The organism is Caulobacter sp. FV1ye6ST, assembly GCF_058681225.1.
This window is the reverse complement of record NZ_CM178733.1, coordinates 4,449,608-4,469,904: the sequence shown is the minus strand read 5'-3', so window position 1 is coordinate 4,469,904 and position 20,297 is coordinate 4,449,608. Positions and strand designations below refer to the sequence as shown.

The following is a 20,297-nucleotide window of genomic DNA, read 5'->3' as shown; positions in this document are numbered from 1 at the left end:
CGTTACCGTCAGTTCCAACAGAACAACGATAACTTGAGGGAGTGAGACCATGACGCCGCCAGATGGCGCGTCGCCCTCGCGCGACGTCACCAAGGTTCCGTTCAAGCCCCTGGCCATGAAGGGCCCGGACGTCAGCGTCGAGCGGCGTCCGGACGGTTCGATCGTCATCACCTCGAACCACGCGCCGGGCGAGGGTCCGCGCTCGATCGCCCACCTGATCGCGCGAAAGGCCGCCGAGCATCCGGACCGGCCCTACATCAAGCAGCGCGAGCCGGGTCATGGACCTTGGCGCGCGGTCACCTACGGCCAGGCCCAACGGGCGGTCGAGGGCGTCGCCCAGTTTCTGATCGACCTCGGCCTGACTCCCGCCGACAGCGTCATGATCCTGTCGGGCAATTCGATCGAGCACGCCCTGATGACCCTGGGCGCCTATGCCGCCGGGGTTCCGGCCGCGCCGATCAGCCCGGCCTACAGCCTGATCTCGACCGACCACGCCAAGCTCAGGCACTGCTTCGAGAAGGTCGCCCCGCGCGTCGTCTTCGCCCAGAGCGGCGCGCTGTTCGTCAAGGCGCTGGAGACCCTGAAGGCCATCGACCCGACCCTCATGGTGATCACGGCCGACGGGAGCGAGGGGACGGTCGCCTTCGCCGACGTGGCCGGGACGACGCCGACACCGGCGGTCGAGGCGACCCGCGAGACCCTGGGCCCGGCGACCGTGGCCAAGTACCTGTTCACCTCGGGCTCCACCGGCCTGCCCAAGGCCGTGCCCCAGACCCACGGCATGATGGCGGGCGTGATCGCCGGCCAGGAGGGCCTGCGCACCGACGTCGCGACCGACGAGATCCCCCAGAGCCTGGAGTGGATGCCCTGGAGCCACATATCGGCCGGCAATATCGGCTTCAACGCCGTGATCTGGGCCGGCGGCACGCTGCACATCGACGAGGGCAAGCCGCTGCCAGGTATGTTCGAGACAACGATCAAGAACCTCTATGAGGTTTCGCCGATCGTGTTCGGCTCGGCCCCGATCGCCTTTTCTATGCTGGCCGAGGCGATGGAAAGCGATCCAGCCCTGCGCCGATCGTTCTTCAAGAACCTGCGTTACATGGGCTATGGCGGCGCGACCCTGTCCAACGACGTCTATGACCGCATCCAGGCCCTGGCCGTGGCCGAGACTGGGCAACGGATCCCGCTGACAACGATGTACGGCGCGACCGAGACCCAGGGCATCACCGTCACCCACTGGATCACCGAGCGGGTCGGCCTGGTCGGACTGCCGCTGCCAGGCATCGCCCTGAAGCTGGCCCCCAGCGGCGGCAAGTTCGAGGTCCGGGTGAAGGGGCCGACCGTGGCGGCGGGCTACCACAAGGATCCTGAACGCACGGCGGCCGCCTTCGACGAGGAGGGCTTCTACAAGCTGGGCGACGCGGCGCGCTTCGTCGATCCGGAAGACCCTGCAAAGGGCCTGGTGTTCGACGGCCGGGTGACCGAGGACTTCAAGCTGGACAGCGGCACCTGGGTCAGCGTCGGCGTGTTGCGTCCGGATCTCGTGGCCGCCTGCAGTCCCTACATCCACGACGCGGTGATCACCGGCCAGGACAAGCCGTTCATCGGCGCGATGCTGTGGCCCTCGCCGGCAGGGCTTCAGGCGCTGGTCGCCGATCCCGGGCCAGGGACGCCGCTGGAGAAGCTGGTGGCGATCCTGCGCGAGCGGTTGGCGGCGTTCAACGCGGCGGCCGGCGGCTCGTCGCGGCGGATCGGCCGCTTCACCATCCTGACCGAGGCGCCCTCGATCGACGCCGGCGAGATCACCGACAAAGGCTACGTCAACCAGCGCTGCGCGCTGGACCGTCGGGCCGAGCGGGTCGAGGCGCTGTACGCCAAGGCGCCGGGTGACGGGGTCTTCGCGGTCTAGCGCCTCACCAACTCATTCCGCCGCGCACCAGCACGGCGGTCTTGTCCGACATGCCGATGGCCATCAGATCGGCCGGCTTGGCGGGCGGGGCCTTGGCCAGCACGGGCCAGCCGTCGTGATACTCCAGCGCCGCGACGTCGACCTTGCCAGGGCCCTGGGTCGTGAAGCTCAGGGTGACGCCGTTCGGATCGGGCGCGTGATAGTTCACCACCGACCACTGGCCAGCCTCGGTCTTCAGCGTGATCGGCCGACCGTTGAGGCGCGGTGCGGCCAGGGCGCCGCTGGGGCGCAGGCGAAGGCTGACCATCTCGGCGCCCGGCGCGGGGATCAGCCGGACCAGCAGGCGGTCGTCGGCGCGATCGACGCTCAGCCGAGGGGCCTCGACCGGCACGGCCCGGGTCTCGGACATCCAGACCGGCTTGCGCCAGAACGGGGCCAGGGACGCTTGCTTTGGATCCGAGCCGCCGTCGTCGGGCAGGACGGCCTTGGTCCAGGTGTCGAGGCGCGGGGCCTCGGTCAGGCGCCAGGCCTTGCCGGTCGACAGGTCGGCCACGTGCTGGGCCTGGGTCACGGCCGGGCGACCGGGCTCGCCGCCCAGGCGGGCGACGTTGGCGATCAGGGCGATTCCGGCCAGGGCCAGCACGCCGGCGGCCCGCCAGGCCCAGCGGGTGGCGGCGAAGTCGTGGGCCAGGGGCGATAGGGCCGGCGCGGCCAGCATGGCGAACAGGGCCAGGATCGCCGGTTCCATCATGCCGACGCCGGCGAAGGTCCAGGATCCCCAGGCGGTCAGCTGGGCGGTCGACAGCACGGCCAAGAGGCCGACCGCGCAGGTCAGCGCGAGCGCCACCCGCCGGTCGCGCGTCCCGCCGACGCCGATGATCAGGGCCGCGCCCAGCGCGGCGATCAGCAGCGGCCAGGTCAGCATCACCGTCGCGCCGGGGGCCAGGACCTGGGCGACCGTGGCCAGGAGCAGCAGCACGATCATCCCGCCGATCCAGGCGCCCAGGACGTCGGTCTTGAAGCCCAGGGACAAGGCGGCCAGCACGCAGGCGGCGACGCCCAGGCCAAGACCGATGGGATCGAAACCGCCGACCAGGCCGCAGGCTCCGCCCAGGGCCAAAGCGGCGACGCAGGGTATGATCCGGCGGGCGCCCCGCGCCTGGGCCGTGGCGACGCCCAGCCCGACCGCGACCGCCAGCAGGCCGCAGCCCCACAGCAGCAGGTCGAAGCGGGTCAGGACGCTGTAGTAGCGCTGCACGTCCGTGATCATCAGCAGCCGGCCGGCGAGATGCAGCACCGTGGCGATGCTGGTGGCGGTCAGCAGCAGGCCGGCGACGCCCCGAGCGATCTCCCAGCCGCTCGCGGCGCCCAGGCTGAGCGTGCGCCAGGCGGTGAAGACGATCAGGCCGGCGGCGAGGGCGAGCAGCCCCCAGCCCACGGTCGGCGGATAGCTGATCATGAACAGCCCCAGCACGTCGGAATAGATCGCGTTGGGAGTCTTGGCCGGCAGGGCCGGGGCGTCGGCCAGGGCGCGAATGGTCGGCAGGGCTTGGTCGCCCATGTGCTGCAGGCTGCCGCGCTCCAGGTGGTCGGGGCGGGCCAGCGGCGTGTGATAGGCCAGCTGGTCGTCGATGAAGGCCAGGTTCAACCCCGGCAGGCCACGCTTCACCGCGTGGGTGAAATCGGTGTCGTTGGGCATCTTCTCGTAGACCGCCGAGGCCAGCGAATTGGCCGATGGACCCTTGGCCTGACGGGCGAAGACGCTCATCAGCGCGCCGTTGCCGGGACCGGTCTGGAACATGGCCGCGCGGCCGGCGTCGCCACGCGCTTCCAGGTTCACCACCAGGCCGACGCGTTCCAGGGTCGGATCGCGGTTGAAGAAGGCGTCGGCGCCCAGCAGGCCCGCCTCCTCGGCGTCGGTGAACAGGAAGATGACGTCGCGGGCGTGGGGGCCGTCCGCCTTCAGGGCGCGGGCGATCTCCAGCGCGGCGGCCACACCCGTTGAGTCGTCGGCGGCGCCGGGCGAATTGTGCACCGAGTCATAGTGGCTCATCACCAGGATGGCCGGCAGGCTGGGATCCTTGCCCGGCAGGACGCCGATGACGTTTTGCACGGCGGCGACGATCAGGGTGCGGCCGGTGTCGGACTTGGTCCAGAAGCCCTCGCCGGAGCGGATCGAGACCCGCAGCCCCAGCTCCGAGATCCGTTCCCGCAGATGGTCGCGGACCTTGGCGATCTCGGCCGAGCCTGTGGGGTGCGGCTTCTGGGCGATGGTCGTGACGTCGGCCATGGCGCGGTCGGCCGAGAAGGCCGTGGCCGGCGCGTTGGCGGGAACGGGCGCGGGGGTTCTCTGGCTCCACGTGCCCAGCGCCAGGCCGGCGGCGAGGCAGATCCAGAACCCGAGGAAGCGGATCGTCTTCATGGGCGCGGCTCCGGAGTTGAACGAATCCCCCAAAGGCCATGCTGGGGTGATGCGCCGAGATCGCAAACCCCTTCGCCTACGGAAAAAGAAAAGGGCGACCCAGTCGCCCGGATCGCCCTTCCCCTCTTCCGAAAGCCGGCGGCGGCTCGAAGCCGCCGCCGGTTCCCCCTCCCGGCTAGAGATTTGGCCGGCTAGAACTTTTGGCCGACTAGAACTTGGCCTTCAGGGTCACGCCGTAGGTGCGCGGCGCGCCGAGGAAGGCGTCGTAGGTGCCCGATTGCAGCGGGCCGTCGTAGCCGACCTGATAGTACTTCTTGTTGGTCAGGTTCTGGGCCCAGGCGTCGACCGTCCAGAGACCGGTCTGGCTGCCGATGCCGATGCGGCCGTTCAGGACCGTCATCTTCGGCTGGACCTTCTGCGGGGCCAGGTCCGAACCGGTGTTGTAGCTGGAGCTGAACTTGCCGCTCAGGTTGGCGTGGAACAGCAGCGACGAGCCGATGTCATGCTCATAGCTGGCCGCCAGGGAGGCCGACCACAGCGGGGCGAACGACAGGCGAGCGTCGGACAGGCGCGGGGAAACGCCGGTCGGCGCGATGAACGGACCGTACTCGGTCTCGGCATAGGTGACGCCACCCTGCAGGCTGAGGCCCCGGATCGGGGTGAACCACAGCAGGTCGGTGTCGACGCCGAACGACTTCACGGCCGGGATCGAGGTGACAATGTAGCTGACGCCCGTGAAGGTGTTCAGCTGGAAGCCCTTGTACGACTGGTGGAAGAAGGCCGAGTTCAACGACAGGCGACGGTTCAGCCAGCTGGTCTTGAAGCCGACCTCGATCGACTCCACCGTTTCCGGCGCGAAGCTGGTGTCCGGGTTCGGCGCGCCCAGGCCGATGCGCGAGCGGTCGAGGTTGAAGCCGCCGGCCTTGTAGCCCTTGGCCCAGGACACATACGACATGATGTCGTCGGTGACCTTGGCCGAGACCTTGAAGGTGCCGGTCCATTCCTTCTCGTTACGCTTCTGCTTGGAGCTGTAGTTGTTGAAGCCCGGGTCGGTCCACGGCAGGCAGAGGTTGCCGATCACGGTCGCGGCGTTGGCGGCGCCGACGATGCCGACGATCGTCCCGGTGCGGCCGAGGGCGGCGGCGCAGCCGTTGTTGCCCGGCAGGTTGGTGTACTGGGTCGCCAGGGTCTTCAGTTCGTGGGTGTGGCGCAGGCCGATCGTCAGGTCGATCCGATCGGTCAGGTGGTAGGTGTCGTTGGTGAAGAACGACAGGCTCTTGGAGTTCTGCGCGTAGGTGTCCAGCGAGCCGGAGTCCAGCGTATAGGACGTGCCGGGCGCGCGGCCGGTCAGCGCCGACACGAAGGTGGGGCTGGCGCCGCCCGAAAGCAGCAGGCCCAGATAGGTCTCGTAGGACGCGCCGTAGCGGAACGGCGTCAGCTGATCGAGGTCCTCGTTGGCGTAGAACGCGCCGATCAGCCATTCACCCTTTTCGGTGCGGCCGGCGTAGCGCAGTTCCTGGCTGAACTGCTTGAAGCGCGTGCGCCACTGGTCGCTGTTGCGATAGGCGACGTCGGCGGTCGAAAAGTCGATGTCCTGGCCGTTGTTGGTCGTCCACTCACGCGCCGCGGTGATCGAGGTCAGGGTCGCGCCGCCCAGCCACGGGGTGGTCCATTCGCCTTCCAGCGAAACGCCCTTGTCCTCGATCTGCTGATCGGTCGGGCGGTTGGCGTAGGAAATGCGGTCGAACGGCTTGGCCGGAATGGACACGCCCGAGTCAGCCGACAGGGCGTCGAGGATGGCGCCGGTCGGGCCGGTCACGATCTGCACGCCCACGCAGCAGCGTTCGTCACGCTTGGTGTAGTCGCCGATGAAGCGGAACTTCAGCTCGTCGGTCGGCGTCGCCAGCAGCTGGCCGCGGATGGTGTAGAAGTCCTGGTTCGCGTCGTCGGTGGCCGTGCGCGGACCCGCGCCGGTCTTGATGGTGTAGAAGCCGTCGCGCTCGCGCTTGGCGGCGAACAGGCGGCCGGCCAGCTTATCGGCGATGATCGGACCGGTCACGGCGACCGAACCGCCCTTGGCGCCGTAGTTGCCGAAGGTCGCCTCGGCCTCGGCGCCGAATTCGAACTCGGGGCCCTTGGTCAGGACGTTGATGACGCCGGCCGAGGTGTTCTTGCCGAACAGGGTGCCTTGCGGACCCTTCAGCACTTCGACCCGTTCCATTTCGCCCAGGTCGTTGAAGGCCACGCCGTTACGCGGGCGATAGACGCCGTCGATGACGACGCTGACCGAGGATTCCAGGCCGGGGTTGTCGCCGACCGTGCCCACACCGCGGATGCGGACGGTGGTGTTGGTTTCGTTCGACGTCGACGCCACGTTCAGGCCTGGCGTCAGGATTTGCAGATCCTTGATGTCCCTGACGCCCGCGCCTTCCAGCTGCTTGGCGCCGACCGCGGTCACTACGATCGGCACGTCCTGCAGGTTCTGCTCGCGCTTCTGGGCGGTGACGACGATGCTGTCGACCGTAGGGATTTCGGTTTGGGCGGCCTGCTTGGCCTGAACGGCGCCGGCGCCCATACCGGCGAGAACAACAGCGGACGCAGTGCCGCAAAGCACCTGGGTAAAGCGCATTTCCTACCTCTCGGTTGTCGGCCGAAAGCGCTTGCCCGCCCCGGCTCGTTTTTTTCGTTGTTCCGTCGAACGATTGTTCGAATGGATAGCCAAGGGTTAGGCGCCAGAGGCGGGCTCGGCAAGCAAAATCCCTTGTCGTGACTAGGTTCGAGCGCTTTCTGTTGCCGGGAAGCGACAGCAGTCGGCAGCCGTCATAGAAATTCGAAAGTGGCTTGCGCGCGGGGCGGGCGGGTCTCATTTGCCCACCCATGAGCCTCTCGACCGCCTACCGCCCCGATCCGCGACTCCAGGCCTTGGGGGGCGACTTCGCCGATCCCGTCGAGGCGGCCGACTTTCCGGAAACGATCCTGCGATTCCGCAACCAGAGGGCGGCGGCCACCGTCGGGCTGGACGGCCTGACCGACGCTGACTGGGTCCGCCATTTCGGTCGCTTCGCGCCGCTGCCGGACAACCAGCCCGTCCCGCTGGCCATGCGCTATCACGGCCACCAGTTCCGCGTTTACAATCCCGACCTCGGCGACGGCCGGGGTTTCCTGTTCGCCCAGCTTCGCGAACAGGGAACGGATCGCCTGCTGGATCTCGCCACCAAGGGCTCGGGGCGGACGCCGTGGTCGCGGGCCGGGGACGGTCGCCTGACCCTGAAGGGCGGTGTGCGCGAGATCCTGGCGGCGTCGATGCTGGAGGCCCTGGGCGTTCCGACGTCGCGCGCCTTCTCGCTGGTCGAGACCGGCGAGGCCCTCACTCGCGGCGACGAGCCCAGCCCGACCCGATCGGCGGTGCTGACCCGGTTGTCGCACAGCCACATCCGCTTCGGCACGTTCCAGCGCCTGGCCTATTTCGACCAGCGCGACCTGATCGTTCAACTGGTCGATCACGTGGTCGAGACCTATTTCCCGCACCTCGCCGACGCGCCCGACCGGCCTTCGGCGTTGATGCAGGCGACCGTGGAAGCCAGCGCCAGGCTGCTGTCGCGCTGGATGACGGCGGGCTTCGTGCATGGGGTGCTGAACACCGACAACATGGTCGTGACGGGTGAGAGCTTCGACTACGGCCCCTGGCGGTTCCTGCCGCGAAATGACCCGAACTTCACGGCCGCCTATTTCGACCACCAGGGGCTCTACAGCTTCGGCCGCCAGCCCGAGGCGGTGTTCTGGAACCTGCAGCAGCTGGCCGCCTGCCTGACGCTGATCGCCGACCAGTCAGGGTTGCTGGCGGCGCTGAACAGCTTCTCCGACGCCTATCGCCTGGCCCTGCGTGGCGCGATGCTGGATCGCCTGGCCGTCAAGAGCCGTAATCCGGACGAGGATGTCGAACTGGTCAACAGCGCGTTCCGCGCCTTGGCGGAAGGGGGCGAAGCCCTGCGCTGGGAGCCGTTCTTCTTCGACTGGTTCGGCGGCGACGCCTCGACGGCGCGCGCCATGGGTGGTCCCCGCGCCGATCTCTACCGCACCGAGACGTTCGAGGCGTTTCGTAGACGGCTGGCCGACTTCGAACCCGACCGGCCCGAGCGTCTGGCCGATCCGGTGTTCCAGCGTCCGGAGCCGGAGGAACTGATCATCGAGGAGGTCGAGGCCCTGTGGGCGCCGATCGCCGAAGGCGACGATTGGGGGCCGCTGACCGAAAAGCTTGGCCGGATCGAGGCCGTTCGCGTGGCCTACGCCCTGGGATTGAGCGGCGACAAAAACACCGCACCCTGATTTTTTTCATTCGGGCGCGGAACAACCGTCAAGTTTCCGTCTTACAGTTCCGGCACAGTGCTTCCGACGAACGCCCGCGTGGAGATTCCCGATGCGCATCTTCCAACCGATCATGCTGGTCTGCGCCGTGGCCATGTCCTTCGTGGGCGCCCTCGGCATCCCAGGCTGCGCCCGCGCCATCGGCGAGTGCCTGCGCGACCGCCCCGAGCTGGCCTAGTCGCGTCTAAGCGCTTAGCGCTTCGGACGAGACCGCCGTATCGCCCGTCAGCTGACGGCGCGCGGTGACGCGGAACGTCGCCAGGAAGCGCTCCAGAAACAGCCACGTCGGCTTGTCGTGATCCAGGTGGTGGGTCAGCAGGCCGATCGGCTCGTCCCATTGGCCGGCCTTGCGCCGCTGGATCATCAGCCGCCGCATACGTGACAGGAAGCGCCAGGTTCCGCGGAACCGGCCGCCGCCCTTCCAGCGCAGCACGTCCAGGTGCGCGTCGAGACGCGTCACGCCGTCTCGCTGGCCGCTGGCCCGGTCGAAGCCCGAGACCGCGGTGATCGCCGAGTCGGGCAGGACCTCCAGAAGCTGAGGCTTGAGGTTGTTCCACGGCGGCACGAACAGGGTCGGCGCCACGCCGACGCGGTGGAACAGCATGACGGTGGCGCGGAGCTGGGCGCGGACCCACTCGGTGTCGTCGGTGTCGATGATCTCGCCGAAACCCAGGCCTTGCGGCTGGCGGTTGATGTGCTTGAAGCCATGGACGGCCAGCTCGACCTGGGGCTCGGTCTCGATGCGGCCCGCCAGCAGCGGCAGGCTGGGGCCGGCGATGGCCGCCAGGGTCAGCGGGGCTCCGTGCCGGCGGGACAGGGCCAGCAACTGGTCCAGCGCGCCCGTCGCGGCCCGGGCGTCGTCGTCGCGCCACCACAACACCGGCGCGCGGCCGGCCTTGGCCCAGAGCGCAAGCTCCGGCCCCAGGACCAGGCGAAAGGCGATCGGCAGCCGGGACATGAGGGTGACGACCAGGCGGCTACTGGCCAGCGGCCTCGACGCGGCGCAGAGACAATGCCAGTGGCGCGGGCGTGATGACCGGACGCTCGGCCTTGGCCTCCTGGACGCGGGTGCGCAGGATCTCGCGCGCCCGCAGGTTCGACAGGATCGGATACAGGCCGGCCATCAGCGAGATCAGGAAGCCCAGGTCGCCTTCCTTGTAACCCTTGCGCGAGACGTAGCACTTGAAGAACCGGCGCACGCCGCGAAAGGCGTCGTCGCCGAGGCCCTTGATCTTGCCGCTGTCGGCCAGGTCCTGGGCCTTCAGGTCGGTGTAGCGCCCCAGGCGCGCGAACATGTCGGCGATGTCCTCGTCGACCATGTGGTTCAGGGCCGTCTTCAGGCGGCCGCCATAGGCGCCGTCCAGCTTGGCGCCGGGATGGACGCGCTCGGCCTTCCACGACTTGACGCCGCGACGGAACAGACGGGCCGCCGAGGCGGTGCCGAAGGAGCCGCCCCAACCATGACGGACCAGCTGGTCGCCGACATAGTTGTCGATCGGGATCTGGTACCAGTCCGCGGCGTCGGCGCGGTCGACGGTTTCGCGGACCTCCTTGGCGAAGGCCGGGGTGACGCCCTCGTCGGCGTCCAGCTCCAGGATCCATTCACCGGTGCAGCGGGCGATGCCGGCATGTTTGCGCGGGCCTTCGATCGGGAAGATGCCGGAGACGACCTTGGCGCCGTAGTGGCGGGCGAGGGCCTCGGTGCCGTCGCTGCAGCGGTCGGCGACCACGACGATCTCGTCGCAGAAGGACAGGGCCGCCAGGCAGGCCGGCAGACGTTGTTCTTCGTTGTGCACGCAAAGCAGGGCCGAAAGCTTGGCCATTACATGTCCTCGATCGAACGACCGCGCCCCCGCGGTCGCTTCGATAGGAGAGACGTCGCCGCCCAGGGTCGCCCCCCGCATCCGACGATGACAAATATGTAAGCTTTGCAATAAATTGCCGCTGCTGGCCGGCGTTAGAAGTTGGCCGACAGGGCCAGGCTCCATGTGCGCGGGCGCTGCGGCGTCACCTGCCGGACCTGGCCGAAGCTGAAGGGGTTGCCATAGGCGAAGGTGTCGCTGGAGCTGTTCCAGGGATTGCTGACGAACACGGCCGCGCGCCAGCGGTCGGTCAGCACCTGGGCCGACAGCTTGCCGGTGTAGTAGCCGCCCATGGTCGGCGAAAAGCGCGGGTCGAAGGTCAGGCGAGACTCGCCCATATAGCCGATCTCGGCCGTGAGCAGGAGCATGGCGGCCGCCGCGACGGGGCGCTGATAGGTCACCAGGCTGCCGAACGAGACGTCCGGCACGCCCGGCAGGCTGGCGCTCGCGGTGATGCCGTACCCGGGCGCGATACGGGTCAGTTTCGGCTCGTTGAAGAGGGCGTTGGCCTTCAGGGTCAGGTGCGGCGTCGCCTTCCAGCCGGCTTCGATCTCCAGGCCGAGGTTGCGCCCGTCGCCGATATTGGCGGTGTAGGACAGGCCCGAGGCGAAGTACTGGTCTGTCTGGATGTCGCGCCAGTCGTCATAGAACAGCGCCGTGCGCAGGCTCACCCGGTCGTGGAACGGATTGAGCGTCGCACCGACCTCATAGTTGCGCAGGTGGTCGGGCTGGAACACGCGCCGCGTTTCGGACGGCGTGGTCAGACCGCCCGAATTGAAGCCGCCGGCGCGATAGCCCTCGGAACTCAGGGCGTAGATCATGCCGCCGCGCGCTAGGTCGCGCTGGATCGAAATCTTGGGCGAGAAGCCGCTGAACGAGGCCTCGCGGTCGAGGTCCCGCGACTGGCCCGGCGAGGGCGCCAGGACGTACGAGCGCGTGTGGACCGTGGTCTTGAACGCCCGTCCGCCCAGCGCGACCTTCCAGTCGCCACCTAGGTCATAGGTCGCCTCGCCATAGAGGGCGTACTCGTTCAGCCGGTCCTTGCGCTTCTCGTCGTAGTAGCTGCGGGTGATGGTCGCCGCGCGGGCGCGCAGGTCGGCGTAGCCGTCCTCGATACTGGTGGCCAGGAAGCCACCGACCATCCAACGCAGCCGGCCTAGGGCTGGCGCGGTATAGATCATATCCTCCACCGCCATGCGCACGCGGGCGGCTTCGTCATAGACGCCCAGTTCGAGCGCCATGTTCGAGAATTTGCTGAGCGAGAGTGTGGCGTCGTAGCGGCTGACGTAGCGGTGGGTGACGAAGCCGGTCACCGACTCGAACTGGCCCCAGTCGCCCGAGCCGCTGATCTTGACCGAGGTCTGGGCCAGGCGGTTCCGGTGGATCTCGCGCACCTGGTTGGCGCGGCGCGGGCCGCCAGGGGTCAGGGTGACGTACTGGGTGTCCTTGGAAGAAACGCTCTGCAGGGCCGTGCCCAGCTTGATCCGCCAGTCGCCGAGGTCCGCGCGCCAGGCCACGCGGCCGCCGCGGCGCGTGGTCTTGTCGACATTGGACAGGCGCAGATTGACGTCATCGAGATAGCCGCCGTCGACGTCGTAGTAGGCCGCCACGCGCACGGCGGAGATCTGGCCCAGCGGCGCGTTGATCACGCCCTCGGCGCGATAGCTGTTCGAGCCGGATTCGGTGTTGGCGATGGTCGCGCCGACCGAAGCCGAATAGCGCCCCAGCTCCGGCTGGCGGGTGACGATGCGATAAATCCCCGACAGCGATCCGCCGCCGTAGAGCGCGCCCTGCGGGCCGCGCATCACCTCGACCCTGTCGACATCGATCAGCCGCAGGTCCGGATCGGGGGCGTTGTAGTTGACGGGGATGTCGTCGAGATAGGTGCCGACCGTCGACTGGGTGCGGCCGGTGAAGGTGCCGTCCGACAGGCCGCGCAGCAGGATCTTGTTGCGCGCCGCGCCCAGGTTGGTGGTCATGAAGCCCGCCGTCTGGTGCGCCACGGATCCGGTCTCGCCCACCCCCGTGTCCTGCAACTGCCGTGAGCCGATGACGCTGACGCCGCCGGCCAGGGCGCCCAGGCGCGGCGATCGCTTGCCGGCGTTGACGACCAGAGGGGCCAGGGGCGCCATGGGTTCGGGCGCCACGCCAGTCGGCCGGGCGGCGACCATGGGACGTGGGGCCGGCGGCGGGGCCGGGCGGGCGACCGAGAAGCGAACCGTGCGGGCGTCGACGAAGCTGTAGGCGCAGCCCTTGCCCTGGCTGACGCGGTCCAGGGCCTCGCGCAGGCTGAAGACGCCGACCAGCGGAACGCCCTGACCCTTGCAGGCTTCGACCCCGCCGATGGACGCGCCCATGCGGACGCCCAGCTCGATCAGGGTCTCGGCGGTGGTGGCCTTGCGGATGTCGAGGCGAACGCGCGCTTCAGCGGCGGCGGCTTGATGCGCGCTGGCGCCCAGACCCAGAAGACTGGCGGCGAGCAGGATCGAAGCCCGATTCAGGGTCGGACCCGGTCAAGGACGTCAGTTGGGAGCGGACGGCCTTCCGCGCAGGACAATTGAATCATCGCTCGGCGTCGCGGAAATCGGCATGAGGCTGGTCAGGCGGCGGACCATCGCATCCTGACCATCCACGATCAATACGCCGGAGAACCGAAGATTGGCGGCGTTTTCACCCTCGACGCGAAGCGGTCGGTCGAAATAGTGGTTCATGTCGCCGACGATGCGCGTCAGCGGCTCGTTGCGATAGATCAACCGGCCCGAGCGCCAGCCGACCTGATCCTCGGCCGCGACGCTGCGCACGGTGACGCCGGAAGCGCCCTCGACATGTTCCAGCATCTGGCCTGGGCGCACGCGCACGGGCGTGTCGTCACCGTCGGTCGAGACCTCGACCAGGCCCCGCAGCACCGTGACCGTTAGCAGGCCGTCGCGGCGGCGGACGTCGAACTTGGTGCCCACCACCCGCACGGTTTCGTCGCCGGCCGTGATCAGGAAGGGACGAGCGGTGTCGTGGGCCACGTCGAACAGGGCCTGGCCGTCATGCACCGTGACGCGACGGGCGTCCTTCTCGAGGCGCACGGAAAGATGCGAGTCGGTGTTCAGGTCGACATGGCTGCCGTCGGCCAGCTGGATGGCGCGATTCTCGCCCTTGGCCGTGGTGTAGAGCGTGTCGGCGGCGGGCATCAGCTCGCCCCACGGGGCGACGACCAGAGCGACGGCGGCCGCGGCGCCCGCCGCGCCCAGACCGCCCAGCCAACGCCAGTCGATCCGGAACGCACGCTTCGCCGCGGCGCGCTTCGGTTCGGCCAATTCCCCCCGGACGGCCGCACCTCGCTGGAAGATCTCCTCGTCGACGGCCTGGATGGCGTCGTACGCCTCCTGCGCACCGGGCTCGTCGAGCCAGGCGTCAAACGCCAGCCAGTCGGTCTCTTCGACCTCCGGCCGCTGCAGTCGGGTCAGCCAATCGGCCGCCTCTTGCAGATGTTGCGCTGACCGGCTCATCCGGTATTGCTCCGACGAGGATCCATCATCCCCCTGAAAACAGACGGCGCCGGCGAGCGCCGTCCCCCATGCGAACTTGCATAAATCAACGTAGCCGCCTCGTCAGGGTCTTTAGGGCGGCGCTTATGTGCTTTTCCACCGTACTGACGCTGATGCCCATGCGTCGTGCGGTTTCCATGTGGCTGTGCCCCTCCAGCTTGTGCAACTGGAAAGCTTGGCGGGTCTTTTCCGGAAGATCCTCGACGGCCTCGACCAGGGCCTTCAGCCGCTGCCGGCCGGCGACCACCTCGTCGGCGGTGGGCTCGTCGGCGATCTCGTGGCCGGCCACCACGGTGGTGTTGACGTTGCGCCAGTCGCTGTCGCGCGTCCCCGATCGTTTCTGGCTGCGCAGGCGGTCCAGCATCAGGTTCGAGCCGATCCGGTGCAGCAGCGCCGACGGATTGTCGACCGGACCTACAGAGTCCATGCCGCTGAGACGGATGTAGAGGTCCTGGACCAGGTCTTCGGCCTCGGCGCGTGAGCCCAGGCGCGCGGCGAAGAAACGCACCAGATTGGCGCGTTTTTTCTCGTACAGGCCCAGCAGTACGGCCTTGTCCGAGTCCGTCACGCCCAAAAGGTCACCCGCGTTCAACAGAAACCGCCCCGTCGCGGCGCAGCACTATCCATCTTTTTGGCGGAAAGACGATCGTTTGTTGCCACCGATCCTCAAGCCGGAGCCGCGGTTGGGACGAGAGGGTTCGAAGGCCGAAAATGGCCAGCAAAAGCGCGAATATCAGCGCTCTTCATGGTTAAGCTTGGCCGCGTGAGGAACGCCGTCCTCGGTGAACGGCGGCGTCGTCGGGATTCGTGTGGCGAAATGTCGCGGCGCGGGCGCGCCAAAGCGGCGCCGTCTTCCGCGCGCACGGAAATCTTGGCGTGAAGTGGGGACCACCCGCCTCGGCTGGGGGAGGGGAGGAGGGCGGCGTTGTCAGGCCCTGCCTTGAGGGAGGGGCGGGCCTCGTCCTCGCGAGACCTCGGCGCCTTGCGCCTTGCGCCTTCGCCTCGGCCGGTTCGTCGTGGCCGTGGGCTTGGCGGCCCTGTGCTGGGCGATGATCATCCTGGCCGCGTTCGTCCCGAGGGCCTGGCTCGCGTGACCTTCGGTGCGCGCGACGCTATCATCCGTTAGTTGGACCATTTGGGGCGAACGACCATGCGCGCACGCGGCTTTCTGCTGGCCGGAGCTTGCCTGACTCTGCTTGCCGCCTGCGCCTCCCCACGCGCCGTGGGGCAGGGCGATGTCACCGGGCTGAAGGGCCTGGCGCCCTATGCGAGTTCGGCCGACGGCGCCGACTCGGTCTTCGCCAAGGCCGTCCAGGCTCGGGCGATCGACGCCCTTGGCGGGAACGGCGGCGGCAAACCCGCCTATCTCGTGCAAGTCGGCGTGGCGGTGGCGCCGTTGAGCGTCGGTGTCTCCAGCGCCGTCGGGACCCTTGACGACAAGGCCTGGCGCAGCGCGGCGGAGCGCCGGCCCTGGTGGCGACCGTGGCAGGGCAAGGGGCCGGCCCGCACCATCACCCTGGCGGTGGTCGATGCCGCCAGCGGCAAGACCGTCGCCTGGTCGTCCATCCGCGTGCGCAAGGAGGAGCCCGTCGCCGTGGCCGACAGGCTCGTCGCGGCCCTCCGGCCTTCGACGAAGGGCTAGAGCATTTTCCGACGAAGTGGGTACCGGTTCGTCGTCAGAAAATGCGTCAAAACAATAGGCTAGAGCATTTCATCGATCCAATTGGATCGAAAAATGCTCTAGCTCGCCAATCCCGCGCTGTGACGCGGCAGGCGGACGGTGAACTCCGCCCCGACGCCCGGCGCGCTGCGGCACGAGACCTCGCCGCCGTGACGCGCGACGGCGGCCTGCACGAAGGCCAGCCCCAGGCCCACGCCGTTGACCGCGAAGTCCTGTCCCGGTCGCTCGAACCGCTGGAAGGGCCTGAAAGCGGTGGCCGCCTCCTCGCGCGAGAAGCCCGGACCCTGGTCGGCGATGGCGACATTGGCGGTCGGGCCGCTGGACGAGGGCTGTTCCGACAGGCTGACGGTAATGGTGGAGCCTTCGGGGCTGTACTTAACCGCGTTGCCCAAGAGGTTGACCAGGGTGCGGGCCAGGACGCCACGATCACCCAGAACGGTCAGCGGCGCGTCGTCGCCGACCTGCTCGATGCGGATCTTGCGCTGCAGCGATTGCGGCCAGACCTCGTCGATGGCCTCGACGGCGATGTCGGCCAGGTCGACCGGCTCCAGTTGGACAGGCGTCACCTCGGCCCGCGCCAGCTGCACGAAGCCGTCGGCCAGGGCCAGGGTCCGCTTGGCGTAGGCGGCGATGCGCTCGGACAGTTCGGGCGGCACGTTCGGCGTCGTGGCCAGTAGGGCCAGGATCGAGGTCTGCGGCGAGCGCATGTCGTGGGTCAGCAGCTGCAGCGCTTGCTCGCGCTGGCGCATGGCGGCGGTCAGGATCGAGATGTCGGCCAGACGGACGATCCAGCCGGCGGGCGCGCTGGCCGCGTCCCGGCGGAACGCGGTCTGCAGCTGAAAGGCGCGGCCGTCGGGCAGGTGCAGGTCAATCGGCTCGAGCCGCTCCGGGGCCGAAGGATGGGGGTTGGGCGGCCAGTCCAGTTCGAATCGATGGCCCAGCGGTTCCAGGGCGTTGATCAGGTCGGCCAGCGACGAGCCGGTCAGCTGGATCTGGCTGGGCTTGAACAGAGCCTGGGCGGCGGCGTTGGCGGCGATTACCCGGCCACGCGCGTCGGCGACCAGGGTCGCGTCGGGCAGGCCGAACAGGGCGTCGGCCGAGAAGCGGCGCAGGTCTTCCATCTGGGTGATCGCCTCGCCCAGGTTCGAGGCCTGGCGGGCGACGACGTCGCTCTCGAACTCGACCCTGGCGCCTCTGCGTCCGCGCACGATGCCGCGCACTCGCGCCAGTTCGCCGCTCAACAGGTCGTTGACCCGGCCTAGCTGGCCCCAACTCCAGACGAGGGCGATGATCTGCAGGCCGAGCACGGTGGCGATCGGGGACAGCCAGATCTGGCCCAGCCAGAACATGGCCGCCGAATAGGCCAGGCCGACCAGACAGAGGCCGATGGTCAGCATCAGGTTGGCGCGCGGCGGCAGGACCAGGAATCCGACCATCAGCAGCCATAGCAGGGTCAGGGTGAAGGCCGCGCGGCTCCACGGGCCGGCGGGCTTGACCATCAGGCCGTTCCGGAGGCCGTCCAGGATGCTGGCCTGCAGCTGCACGCCGGTCATGCTGGCGGCGTCGGGCGTGACCGGCGTCGGGAAGGCGGGACCCAGGCCCGGGGCGGTCAGGCCCACGAACACGGTGCGGCCGGCGATCAGGGCGGGCGGGGTCTCGCCGTCCAGCACGCTGGCGAAGCTGACATGGCGGTAGATCGACGGCGGGCCGGCGAACGGGATCAGCAGGGTCTGCTCGAAGCCGCGGGTGACGTCATGCGTCCCCACCGGGCGGGTGGCGCGATGGACGACGGTGACCAGGTCCGGGGTCAGGCTGGCGCCGTTGATCTCGAACGGGGCCATGCGGCGCACGACGCCGTCGTCGTCGAAGCGGACATGGGCCAGGCCAACCCCCGCCGCGCCCTGGGTGATAACCGGGATCGGGCCCACCACGCGCGGCGGAGCGTCCGCGCCGGCGTCGGCCAGGAACTGTGGCAGATAGACCCGTCCCGAACGCTTGATGGCCTCGCCCAGCGCCTGGTCCCGGGCCGGATCGCCAGCCTCGCTGAACAGTACGTCGTAGACGATGGTCCGGGCGCCGGCCTCGGTCAGCCGGTCGACCATTCTGGCGTGGGTTTCGCGCGACCAGGGCCAGGCGCCCAGCTGGGCCAGGCTGCGATCGTCGATGTCGACGATCAGGATCGAGGCGTCGGCCGGTCGGCCGTTGGCGCGGGCCAGGATGTCATAGAGCACGTTGTCCAGGCGCTGGGGCGGCAGGACGGCGAAGACCACCATGACCAGGCTGGAGACGATCGTCAGCAGCAGCCAGGACAGCAGTCGCCCGGCCGGACGCGGCGCGCGGGACGTCAGGCTGGTCACTTCCCGATCTGCAGCTGTTGCAGCGTCCCGACCTTCTCGGTCACCGCGCCGTCCTTGAAGCGCACGGCGGCCACGCGCCAGGAATAGCTCCCGGGGGGCAGGTCGGTCAGGGTCAGCTGGGGTTCCGTCAGGCCGGGCTGGTCGACGACCGCGACCTTGGCCTCGGCGTCGGAGAACAGCTGGAAGCGATAGTTGCGCACGCCGTCGCCCGCCGCGCTCCAGCGGAACAGGAACTTGCGATGCTTGCCCTCGCGGCTGTCGGCCGGCGCGCCGGCGTCCAGCGTGTTGAGGTCGCGATCGAAGCTGTAGTCGGACGGGAAGCCTTCCAGTCCGCCCGGATCGATCGCGGTCAGGCGGACGAAATAGGTGCCGTTCTCCAGCTGGCTGAAGTCGGCGGTCGGCCGTTCACGGGTCGTGGTCTGGGTCCTGGCCTCGGCGAAGATGTCCACGAAGCCGGCGTCGCGGGCCAGCAGCAGGCGATAGGCGGCCGCGCCCTGCACGGGCTCGACCGTGAAACGGACGATCGTGTCGCTCTGGGTCTGGCCGCCGGGACCCATTTTCGGACCGGGCAGCAGCACGACGGGCGCGCTGACGCCGCTGGCCGAGGCGCTGACGCCGAAACCCGCCGCAACCGGCGGGGCGCCGCTCGCCACCTGGCCGGCGTCGACCCCGACCGCGCCCCTCAGCACCTCGGTCTGCGCGCCGTCGCCGCTGGCGCCGACCCGGAACTCTGTGCCGCGCACGGCCGAGACCGAGACCGGGGTGCGCACCTCGAACCGGGCGCCCGGTGTCTGGGTCGGCGTGGCCGAGATGGTGCTCTTGCCCTGATCCAGTTGGAACACTCGCTGGGGCGCGTTGTTGATCAGCACCTGGCGCAGCTTGGAAATCCGCACGCGGGTGTTCGACGGCAGGGTGACGCGCGAGGCGTCCTCCAGCTCGAAGGTGGCGAAGGCGCCGGGCCCGGTGCTGACCACCTGGCCCTCCGACAGCGGCATGCCGATCCGGGCCGGCGTACGCTGGCCGTTGGTCTCGATGGTCACCGGGCCGGTGAAGGCCGACAGGCTGGCGGCGATCGGCGTCGATTTCAAAAGGTTGGGGTCGATGTTCAGCTGCGAGCCCGGCCGCAGGCGCGTGGGCTGGGCCACGCGATTGGCCTTCTGCACGGCCCGGTAGTCGCCCGTCCGGTTCATGTAGCGGCTGGCCAGCCCGATCAGCGTGTCGCCCGGCTTGACCACATAGGCCACTGGCGGCTCGACCGACGCGGCGGTCTGGGCATTGGCCCCGCTCGCCAGCATCAGCCCCGCCAGAACAAGAAGGCCCGCCCCCGAAGCCCTGGTCATGTCTACTCTCCGCCGCCCGTCGTTTCGGGATCGCAAGCTTCCAGACGATAGCCGAAACCGTAGACCGTGCTGAGTCGGAAACCGTTGGCGGGGCGCAGATGCAGCTTGGCGCGGAGGCGCGAGACGTGGGCGTCCAGGGTGCGGGTCTCCAGATCCGGCCGCTGGCCCCAGATGCGCCGCAGCAGATACTCGCGCGACAGGGGGCGGGACAGGTTGTTGAACAGCAACGAGGCCAGCTGGAATTCCTTGGGCGTCAGGGCCTCGACCTGGCCGGCCCAACTGGCGGTCTGGGCGCCGGGATCGAGGCGATAAGGGCCGTGCTGCTCGACCTGGGGCGAGGCGGGCGGCCGCTGGATGCGGCGGGCCACGGCGTTCACGCGGGCCAGCAGCACCTGCGGTTGCAGCGGCTTGACGATGTAGTCGTCCGCGCCGGCGTTCAGGCCTTCCACGAGATCGGACTCGACCGAGCGGCTGGTCAGCAGCAGGACCGGCGGCGCGGTGATCGGGTCCTCACGCAGCAGGCGCAGGGTCTCGACCCCCGACAGCTCGGGCATGTTCCAGTCGAGAATGATCAGGTCGAACGTCTGCTTGCGCAGCTCGGCCAACAGCCGCGAGGGCGTCGTGAAGCTGGTGCAGACAAAGCCTGCAGGATCCAGAACCGAAGCGACAAGCGCATTATGGCTTTGGTCGTCGTCGAGCAGGGCGACTTTCATGCGCTCACTTATACTGGGAAGTGGCGCGTTCCGCGGGGGAGCGGAACGCGCCGCGGGAAGCCCGTTGTCTGTGGGGTGACGGACGGACGGCCAGCCATTCATTGTT

General features: G+C 68.8%; 14 protein-coding genes. 4 read left to right on the top strand and 10 right to left on the bottom strand.

The features are described from left to right. Positions 1-49: 49 nt before the first annotated feature. A complete protein-coding gene (locus ACW175_RS21220) occupies positions 50-1,912 on the top strand; it encodes an AMP-binding protein (RefSeq protein WP_492101916.1) in 1,863 nt (620 codons plus the stop codon). Positions 1,913-1,916: 4 nt separating this feature from the next. Here ACW175_RS21220 and ACW175_RS21215 read toward each other — a convergent pair whose 3' ends face one another. Next, positions 1,917-4,334 carry a M28 family metallopeptidase gene (locus ACW175_RS21215; protein WP_492101915.1) on the bottom strand — a complete coding sequence of 806 codons (2,418 nt, stop codon included), beginning with the start codon at positions 4,332-4,334 and terminating at the stop codon, positions 1,917-1,919. Between the two features lie 208 nt (positions 4,335-4,542). After that, positions 4,543-6,963: a TonB-dependent receptor gene (locus ACW175_RS21210; RefSeq protein WP_492101914.1), complete on the bottom strand. Its 2,421-nt coding sequence runs from the start codon at positions 6,961-6,963 to the stop codon at positions 4,543-4,545. A gap of 248 nt (positions 6,964-7,211) precedes the next feature. On the opposite strand from ACW175_RS21210, the gene ACW175_RS21205 reads away from it, so the two are divergent. Both ACW175_RS21205 and ACW175_RS21200 read left to right on the top strand, forming a co-directional pair. Beyond that, positions 7,212-8,660, top strand: a complete 1,449-nt coding sequence (locus ACW175_RS21205; RefSeq protein WP_492101913.1) for a protein adenylyltransferase SelO — start codon at positions 7,212-7,214, stop codon at positions 8,658-8,660. A 91-nt stretch (positions 8,661-8,751) separates the two neighbouring features. Next, on the top strand, positions 8,752-8,877 hold the full coding sequence (locus tag ACW175_RS21200; protein ID WP_099581400.1) for a hypothetical protein: 126 nt from the start codon (positions 8,752-8,754) through the stop codon (positions 8,875-8,877). Positions 8,878-8,883: 6 nt separating this feature from the next. Here the strand turns inward: ACW175_RS21200 and ACW175_RS21195 are convergent, their stop codons facing one another. The 5 genes from ACW175_RS21195 to ACW175_RS21175 form a co-directional block, all read right to left on the bottom strand. Further along, positions 8,884-9,657 carry a polysaccharide deacetylase family protein gene (locus ACW175_RS21195; protein ID WP_492101912.1) on the bottom strand — a complete coding sequence of 258 codons (774 nt, stop codon included), beginning with the start codon at positions 9,655-9,657 and terminating at the stop codon, positions 8,884-8,886. A gap of 19 nt (positions 9,658-9,676) precedes the next feature. After that, positions 9,677-10,522 (bottom strand): glycosyltransferase family 2 protein, encoded by an 846-nt coding sequence (locus tag ACW175_RS21190; RefSeq protein ID WP_492101911.1) that lies wholly within the window; start codon positions 10,520-10,522, stop codon positions 9,677-9,679. A 134-nt stretch (positions 10,523-10,656) separates the two neighbouring features. Beyond that, positions 10,657-12,918: a TonB-dependent receptor gene (locus ACW175_RS21185; protein WP_492101910.1), complete on the bottom strand. Its 2,262-nt coding sequence runs from the start codon at positions 12,916-12,918 to the stop codon at positions 10,657-10,659. A gap of 165 nt (positions 12,919-13,083) precedes the next feature. After that, positions 13,084-14,061 (bottom strand): FecR family protein, encoded by a 978-nt coding sequence (locus ACW175_RS21180; protein ID WP_492101909.1) that lies wholly within the window; start codon positions 14,059-14,061, stop codon positions 13,084-13,086. A gap of 85 nt (positions 14,062-14,146) precedes the next feature. Beyond that, positions 14,147-14,692, bottom strand: coding sequence for an RNA polymerase sigma factor (locus tag ACW175_RS21175; protein WP_492101908.1), 546 nt, complete (start codon positions 14,690-14,692; stop codon positions 14,147-14,149). Between the two features lie 558 nt (positions 14,693-15,250). Between ACW175_RS21175 and ACW175_RS21170 the strand changes: the two genes are divergently transcribed. Then, complete coding sequence (locus ACW175_RS21170) at positions 15,251-15,742, top strand: hypothetical protein (protein ID WP_492101907.1); 492 nt, start codon at positions 15,251-15,253, stop codon at positions 15,740-15,742. Between the two features lie 98 nt (positions 15,743-15,840). Here the strand turns inward: ACW175_RS21170 and ACW175_RS21165 are convergent, their stop codons facing one another. From ACW175_RS21165 to ACW175_RS21155, 3 genes are read right to left on the bottom strand one after another with little or no spacing between them, the layout of a single operon-like run. Continuing rightward, positions 15,841-18,138: a CHASE2 domain-containing protein gene (locus tag ACW175_RS21165; protein ID WP_492101906.1), complete on the bottom strand. Its 2,298-nt coding sequence runs from the start codon at positions 18,136-18,138 to the stop codon at positions 15,841-15,843. Next, the gene (locus ACW175_RS21160) at positions 18,135-19,514 is read right to left on the bottom strand and encodes a FecR domain-containing protein (RefSeq protein WP_492101905.1); all 1,380 of its coding nucleotides are present in this window, start codon (positions 19,512-19,514) and stop codon (positions 18,135-18,137) included. The genes ACW175_RS21165 and ACW175_RS21160 overlap by 4 nt, the downstream gene beginning before the upstream one ends. Beyond that, entirely contained in the window at positions 19,481-20,293 is an 813-nt protein-coding gene (locus tag ACW175_RS21155) for a response regulator transcription factor (RefSeq protein ID WP_492101904.1), read from the bottom strand. Before ACW175_RS21155 ends, ACW175_RS21160 begins: the two co-directional genes overlap by 34 nt. Positions 20,294-20,297 lie beyond the last annotated feature (4 nt).

Coding starts and splice junctions, on each gene's coding strand:
- ACW175_RS21195 (WP_492101912.1), bottom strand. CDS start 9,657: ATGTCCCGGCTGCCGATCGCCTTTCGCCTGGTCCTGGGGCCGGAGCTT.
- ACW175_RS21210 (WP_492101914.1), bottom strand. CDS start 6,963: ATGCGCTTTACCCAGGTGCTTTGCGGCACTGCGTCCGCTGTTGTTCTC.
- ACW175_RS21170 (WP_492101907.1), top strand. CDS start 15,251: ATGCGCGCACGCGGCTTTCTGCTGGCCGGAGCTTGCCTGACTCTGCTT.
- ACW175_RS21190 (WP_492101911.1), bottom strand. CDS start 10,522: ATGGCCAAGCTTTCGGCCCTGCTTTGCGTGCACAACGAAGAACAACGT.
- ACW175_RS21200 (WP_099581400.1), top strand. CDS start 8,752: ATGCGCATCTTCCAACCGATCATGCTGGTCTGCGCCGTGGCCATGTCC.
- ACW175_RS21155 (WP_492101904.1), bottom strand. CDS start 20,293: ATGAATGGCTGGCCGTCCGTCCGTCACCCCACAGACAACGGGCTTCCC.
- ACW175_RS21185 (WP_492101910.1), bottom strand. CDS start 12,918: ATGGGCGCGTCCATCGGCGGGGTCGAAGCCTGCAAGGGTCAGGGCGTT.
- ACW175_RS21215 (WP_492101915.1), bottom strand. CDS start 4,334: ATGAAGACGATCCGCTTCCTCGGGTTCTGGATCTGCCTCGCCGCCGGC.
- ACW175_RS21180 (WP_492101909.1), bottom strand. CDS start 14,061: ATGAGCCGGTCAGCGCAACATCTGCAAGAGGCGGCCGATTGGCTGACC.
- ACW175_RS21220 (WP_492101916.1), top strand. CDS start 50: ATGACGCCGCCAGATGGCGCGTCGCCCTCGCGCGACGTCACCAAGGTT.
- ACW175_RS21205 (WP_492101913.1), top strand. CDS start 7,212: ATGAGCCTCTCGACCGCCTACCGCCCCGATCCGCGACTCCAGGCCTTG.